The following is a 5,957-nucleotide window of genomic DNA, read 5'->3' as shown; positions in this document are numbered from 1 at the left end:
GTCCCGATGAGGGAATTCGCATTGCCAATTTTATGCTGCGTCTGCGGGATTCCGGCTATTTTCAAAGCGTGATGCTGCTTAATCAATCCCTCTCGGAGGAAAATGATGAATTGCGTTTTGAAATTATTTGCCGGTTTTAGTCCGCTTGTTTGTTCATTTGTTCATCACCACAATGAATTGGGGTGATAGTACAAAAAAGATGCCGGTACAAAAAAATGATGTGATTCAAGGCTTATGCGGTGGGTGTTTGAACCGTCAAAATATTTTTTGGGATTTTGTACAACAACCTTGAACAACCACCACAAGTTATTGTGGTGAAAACAGAAATCAAAGAATAAAATGGCCAAAAAAGAGAGAAAAAAAGAAAAGATCAAAAAACCGGTTGGGAGTTCGATAAAAATCGGGATTGGATTTGCTGTTCTTGTGGTAGTTGTGGCGGGATGGCTCTTGTTTTATTACCAGCCAACGTCGCGTATGGTCAAAACCCTGAACCGGAACGTACAAAAATGGGCACTCATGATTCGGGCGGCGTCGGTCTCGGAGAATAAGATTGAAAAATTGGAAAAAGAAGTAACGGAGCTGAATGCGAATGTCGATCAAATTGAGAAAAAAATCTATCCGATTTCAAAAATGCCATCCATTGGGAAAAAGATTATTCGGCTTGGCCGGCGGCATCATTTGGCGGTACTGGCCATGACCCCCTCCTACAATGTTCTGTTTCCGGTGAAGGGCGTTTCATCCCAGGACAAGCCGATGGTGAAGCTGCCGGTTACATTCATTATGCGGGGGCGGTACATCAATTTAGGGCATTTTTTGGAAGATGTTCCCAAGCTTCCTTTTGCATTTGCGGTGGACGAGGTTCATCTGGGAACGGATCCCTCAATTTACCCGAACATCGATATTCAATTGAAAGGCTATTTCTTTCTTCTGACCAAAAAGGCGCAGGAATCTCCGGGTGTGAGGGGTTCGCAGGCGCTTCTGTAATCCTTAACGGGTGAGAATTAGTGAAAGTTTTCGAAAATGGCATTACAAAAACGTGAAAAAATTATGGTGGGTGTAATGGGAGCCGTGCTTACGGTCTTCCTGCTGAACCAATTTGTATTCACCAAAAAAACAGCGGTTACTCCGCCGGCACTGGTCAAGAATCAATTGGCTTCCCGACATGTGAACCCATTTGTCCGAAAAGTGTCAGCCCCGAAAATGAACGCTCACAGGGTTTTTAAGGGAACAGGCCGGTGGAGGCGCGATCCGTTTATTGGGGCGTTTACACCGGCACTTTTGGATTCGTTGGGATTTAAAAAACCCCAATTATATGTGCTCAAAGCCATTTCCTGGAAAAACGGAGATGCGTATGTATTAATAAATGATGATATTATTAAAGTCGGGGAATCACTGAATGGCTTGAAGGTTCTCCGGGTAGATGGAAATCGGGCAATTTGCGAAAAGAATCTTCGCAAATTCTCACTAATTCTGGGTGGAACGAATGATGAAGACAAAACGAAACACGATCGTCAGAAAAATCCTTCTAATTAGCGGGGTTCTCGCGTGCGTCCAGGGGGCGCAGGCGGCGAATGTGGCCTCTTTAAAAGACGTGCAGGTTAGAATAGAGCCGAATGAAACCGTCGTGAAACTGCTTACCAGTGATCAGGTTCGGGTGGTTGCAAAACGAAAAATCGGTCCGGATCGCATTGTGGTATTTTTGGGGGAAACCCGGGCGGAACTGGGTACAAAAGAACAGAATTTCCCGAAAGGCCCTCTGGCAGGGTTTACGGTCGGGTCCTATTTGTCGAATCCACCGGTGGCAAAGGTCAGCCTTTTTTTACGGGATGCGGATTCGTACACACTTCAACAAAAAAATGAAACCATTACGATTCGCATTACGGGCAAAAAGACCTCTAATCCGAAGAAAACGCCCGTTCTAATTCGGGCGGGCTCGGTAGGTTCCCCCATTCTGGATGTTCCCGGAAAAATTACAATGAACTATCACGATGCCGAAATCCCGAATGTTCTGCGTCTGCTTTCGGCGCAAAACGACGTTAATATTGTGGCAGGAAATGATGTCCACGGCAAGGTGACGGTTCGTCTGCAAAATGTAAGTTTGCGTGAAGCGCTGGACACCATCTTGAAGGCAAATGGTTACGATTATTTGGTCCAGGGCAACATCATTCTCGTCAAGAAAATGGACAAGAATCTGCCCGGTGAAATGGTGACCCGCGTTTTTCATCTCAAATATGTGGATGCCAATAATCTGAAACAGACATTAAGCCCCCTCAAATCGAAAGAAGGCAGCATTGAGGTTTTTGAAACCTATTTTCAGAAGGCAAGAAAACGGCAGCAAAGACCGGGACAGCCTCAGCAAACGGCATCAACGGCATCCCAATCGCACTCAAGCGTACTTATTGTGACCGACAGGCCGGAAAAGGTGGCACAAATTTCACAAATTATTGCCCAATTGGATGTGTCGGTCCCTCAGATTATGATCGAATCAAAATTGGTTGAAATGGCTCCCGTGAATGAGGACAGGTTGGGAATTGATTGGGACAAAACCATAAATGCATCCCTGTTGTGGCAACAGGTTTTGCCCAACGGGAAAGCACAATCCTATTCGGCCATGGTCGATAATCCCCGCACCGGACAGTGGAATTTGGGACATCTGACGGCCAGTGAATTTAAAGTGGTTCTGGATTTTTTAAGAGAGCACACCGATTCCAAACTCATATCGAATCCCCGGATTACGGCAATGGACAATCAGGAGGCAACCATCAGTGTGGGAACCACATTTCCGATCCCGCAGATCAATCGGGGGCTTGCGGGCCAGGGCGACATCGTGACCTTTAATTATAAGGATGTCAATATTGAACTGCGCGTCACGCCTCACGTTACGGAAAACAGGAAAATTCTCATGTCGGTTAATCCGGTTATTGAAGAAGTAACGGGCGAAGTGGTGGTGGATGTGAATCGGGCGCCCATTACCTCCAAACGCTCTGTTCACACGACGGTTTCCGTGCGGGACGGAGAAACCATTGTAATCGGCGGAATGATTAAGGACAATACCACGGTAACCACCAGCAAGGTATTTTTGCTGGGCGATATTCCCTTGATCGGGCCCTTTTTCAGGCATCAGAAAAAGGAGAAAAAGCAGACGGATCTGATTATTTTCATCACGCCGCATATCGTGAGGGGTGAATAGGGGTGAATCATCGTCAATTGGACAAGATTTTGACATTTGCCGTAAAGAAAGGGGCGTCGGATATTCACCTCAGCTCGGGTTATCCGCCTATTTTTCGGATGCACGGGCATCTGCAAAAAATGAACGGGCAGGCAATTTCTGCCGAACACATCAATCAACTAATCGGCGAATTACTAACCAAAGAACAACGGGCCGCTTACGAGTCCAGCCGGGAGCTGGATTTTGCCTACGCTATTCCGGGTGTGGCCCGATTCCGCACAAATGCCTATTTCCAGTTGAACGGGAAGGCGCTGGCATTTCGTGTCATCCCTGAACGCATTCGCACGCTGGAAGAACTGGGGGCGCCTGCGGGTGTGTACGATCTGGCCCGCCGTCAGGAGGGCCTGGTACTGGTAACCGGCCCCACAGGTTCAGGAAAATCAACGACACTGGCGGCCATGATTGATCTAATCGATTCTGAACGTCAGGTGCATGTGATTACGATCGAGGATCCCATTGAATATGTGTACAAGGGAAAGAATTGCCTGATTAATCAAAGGGAACTGGGCCCTCACACAAAATCGTTTGCCAATGCCCTTCGCGCCGCCTTGCGGGAGGACCCGGATGTGATTCTCGTGGGGGAGATGCGGGACCTGGAAACCATTTCACTGGCACTTACGGCTTCCGAAACAGGGCACCTGGTTTTTGCCACACTCCACACCAACAGCGCGGCGGAAACCATCAACCGAATTGTGGATGTGTTCCCTGCCGGTCAGCAGGATCAAATCCGTGCCCAGTTTGCCGATGCCATTCTGGGGGTCATTTCGCAGCGTCTCTTGCCGACAAAGGATAAACTCGGACGAATTGCGGCCATGGAAATTATGATCGCCACGCCCGCCATTCGCAACCTTATCCGGGAACGAAAAATTCACCAGATTCCCTCGGCCATTCAAACCGGCGCCCAATTCGGGATGCAGCTTATGGATCAGAATCTCCTGACTTTTGTACAAACCGGAAAAATCTCCGGCGAAATCGCTCTCCTTTACGCCCACGACAAACATACCGTTGAAAGCAAGATTCTCTTAGCGGCCGCACAAAGTTAAAAACCCCTTGACATTTAAGAGTGAATTTCTTATACTTCACTAAATTGAATCGTTTAAATCTTTGGGTTCAATTTGGGTACCCTCCTGCAGGAAGGCCTCCAAAACCCAAGAATCAATCCTGGAGTTTCGATGGAAGCGGTTTTGTTGGGTTTGTTTTACGTCCTTTTCCCAGCGGTTATTATTTACCTTTGTGTGAAAGTTCCTTTTCTTGAAAAAATGGGTCCCGTGGTTTTGGCCTATCTCATCGGATTTACTCTTGGAAATGTAAAACTTTTGCCCCGGGGAAGCGAGTCGGTCCAAAGCCTGGTGGCCACGTTGACCATTCCGCTCGCCATTCCTCTTCTCCTGTTTTCGGTGGATGTAAGAAAGTGGACAAAGGTGGCGGGCAAGGCCATGCTTTCCATGGTGATTGCCATTGCGGCCGTCGTGGCGGTTGTCATTGCGGGAAATGCCTGGTTTTCGGGGCAAATTGCGGATGTCTGGAAAATCAGCGGTATGTTGGTTGGGGTTTACACGGGCGGAACGCCCAACCTGGCCGCTATCAAAACCGCCCTGAATGTGGATTCCACGGTTTACATAATTGTTCACACCTACGACACGCTTCTTTCTACGGTTTACATTATTTTCTTTATTACAATCGCCCGGAAACTGTTCCTGACCTTTTTACCCGAATTTCACTTTACCAATGAGAACGGAAGGGAAGAGGCAGCGAGCGATCAGATTGAAAATGTGCATTCCTACGCGGGAATGTTTGCCCGCGGCAAATTTTTTCCTTTGATGAAAGCCTTTCTGGTTTCCATCGGCATTTTTGCAATTGCCGGAGGCTTGAGTCTTCTGGTCAGCCCCAACTCGTCAATGGCGGTGGCCATCCTGACCATTACCACGCTCGGCATCGCCTTTTCGCTGGTTCCTTCCATAAATAAGATCGACAAAACCTTTCAACTCGGCATGTACCTGATCTTAATCTTCTGCCTGGATGTGGCATCGATGGCCAACATTCACAAAATTGCGGGTACCTCGCCCGATCTGTTTTTCTTTGTGTTCCTGGCCATTTTCGGGTCGCTTTTTCTGCATGTTCTGATTTCCTCGTTTTTTAAGATTGATGCGGATACGGTGATTATTACTTCTACAGCCATGATCTGTTCGCCCCCCTTTGTCCCGGTGGTGGCCAGTGCCCTGAAAAATAAGGAAATCATTGTTACCGGCCTCACGACCGGCGTAATTGGCTACGCCATTGGGAATTATTTGGGGATCTTTCTGGCCTATCTTTTAAGGTGACGGGTGGAAGCCCGGATGCATTTCGCAGGTGAGATTAAATTCGTGTTGCCGCAAATGCGCGACTCAATGAAGTCCATTGGCTAAAATTCGTGAAATGAATGGGCGAAGGCTTTTTAACCTGTATTGTTCATAAATTGTTGCCACGAAGACCCCCAAGTCACGAAGGGTGTTATAATTAAAAGGATTAGTGATTCAAGACTCAGTTTGTTTTGTTTATTTTTTTTCAAAGCTTTCTTATTATTTTTTTTATTCTGTCTTTGCGTTTTCGTGCCTTTGTGGCGAATGAATTTTTTAGATTAGAGCAAAACTTTCTACGAATTTAAATACGGAGTTTTTGATGTCTGATTACGCCCTGTCGCTGCCGGCCAAAGGACTGCCGCCGGAAGAGGTTTTGAAAAAGATGGAAT

6 protein-coding genes are annotated in these 5,957 nt (G+C 47.2%); all 6 read left to right on the top strand.

The genetic code is table 11. The features are described 5' to 3' along the window. The coding region (locus tag GXO76_10830) for a hypothetical protein (GenBank protein NOY78349.1) at positions 1–140 on the top strand (140 nt) is incomplete at its 5' end. A gap of 199 nt (positions 141–339) precedes the next feature. After that, positions 340–984 carry a type 4a pilus biogenesis protein PilO gene (gene pilO, locus GXO76_10825; GenBank protein ID NOY78348.1) on the top strand — a complete coding sequence of 215 codons (645 nt, stop codon included), beginning with the start codon at positions 340–342 and terminating at the stop codon, positions 982–984. A 36-nt stretch (positions 985–1,020) separates the two neighbouring features. Beyond that, positions 1,021–1,533 (top strand): hypothetical protein, encoded by a 513-nt coding sequence (locus GXO76_10820; GenBank protein NOY78347.1) that lies wholly within the window; start codon positions 1,021–1,023, stop codon positions 1,531–1,533. Beyond that, positions 1,484–3,190, top strand: a complete 1,707-nt coding sequence (locus GXO76_10815) for a hypothetical protein (protein NOY78346.1) — start codon at positions 1,484–1,486, stop codon at positions 3,188–3,190. Before GXO76_10820 ends, GXO76_10815 begins: the two co-directional genes overlap by 50 nt. A 17-nt stretch (positions 3,191–3,207) precedes the next feature. After that, complete coding sequence (locus tag GXO76_10810; GenBank protein ID NOY78345.1) at positions 3,208–4,272, top strand: type IV pilus twitching motility protein PilT; 1,065 nt, start codon at positions 3,208–3,210, stop codon at positions 4,270–4,272. A gap of 129 nt (positions 4,273–4,401) precedes the next feature. Further along, entirely contained in the window at positions 4,402–5,550 is a 1,149-nt protein-coding gene (locus GXO76_10805; protein NOY78344.1) for a DUF819 family protein, read from the top strand. The last annotated feature ends 407 nt before the right edge of the window (positions 5,551–5,957 follow it).

The sequence above is a fragment of the Calditrichota bacterium genome, assembly GCA_013151735.1.
Lineage (GTDB): Bacteria > Zhuqueibacterota > JdFR-76 > JdFR-76 > BMS3Abin05 > BMS3Abin05.
The sequence above is the reverse complement of the archived record's forward strand: the minus strand, read 5'-3'. Positions and strand labels throughout refer to the sequence as shown.

Coding starts and splice junctions, on each gene's coding strand:
- pilO (NOY78348.1), top strand. CDS start 340: ATGGCCAAAAAAGAGAGAAAAAAAGAAAAGATCAAAAAACCGGTTGGG.
- GXO76_10820 (NOY78347.1), top strand. CDS start 1,021: ATGGCATTACAAAAACGTGAAAAAATTATGGTGGGTGTAATGGGAGCC.
- GXO76_10815 (NOY78346.1), top strand. CDS start 1,484: ATGATGAAGACAAAACGAAACACGATCGTCAGAAAAATCCTTCTAATT.
- GXO76_10805 (NOY78344.1), top strand. CDS start 4,402: ATGGAAGCGGTTTTGTTGGGTTTGTTTTACGTCCTTTTCCCAGCGGTT.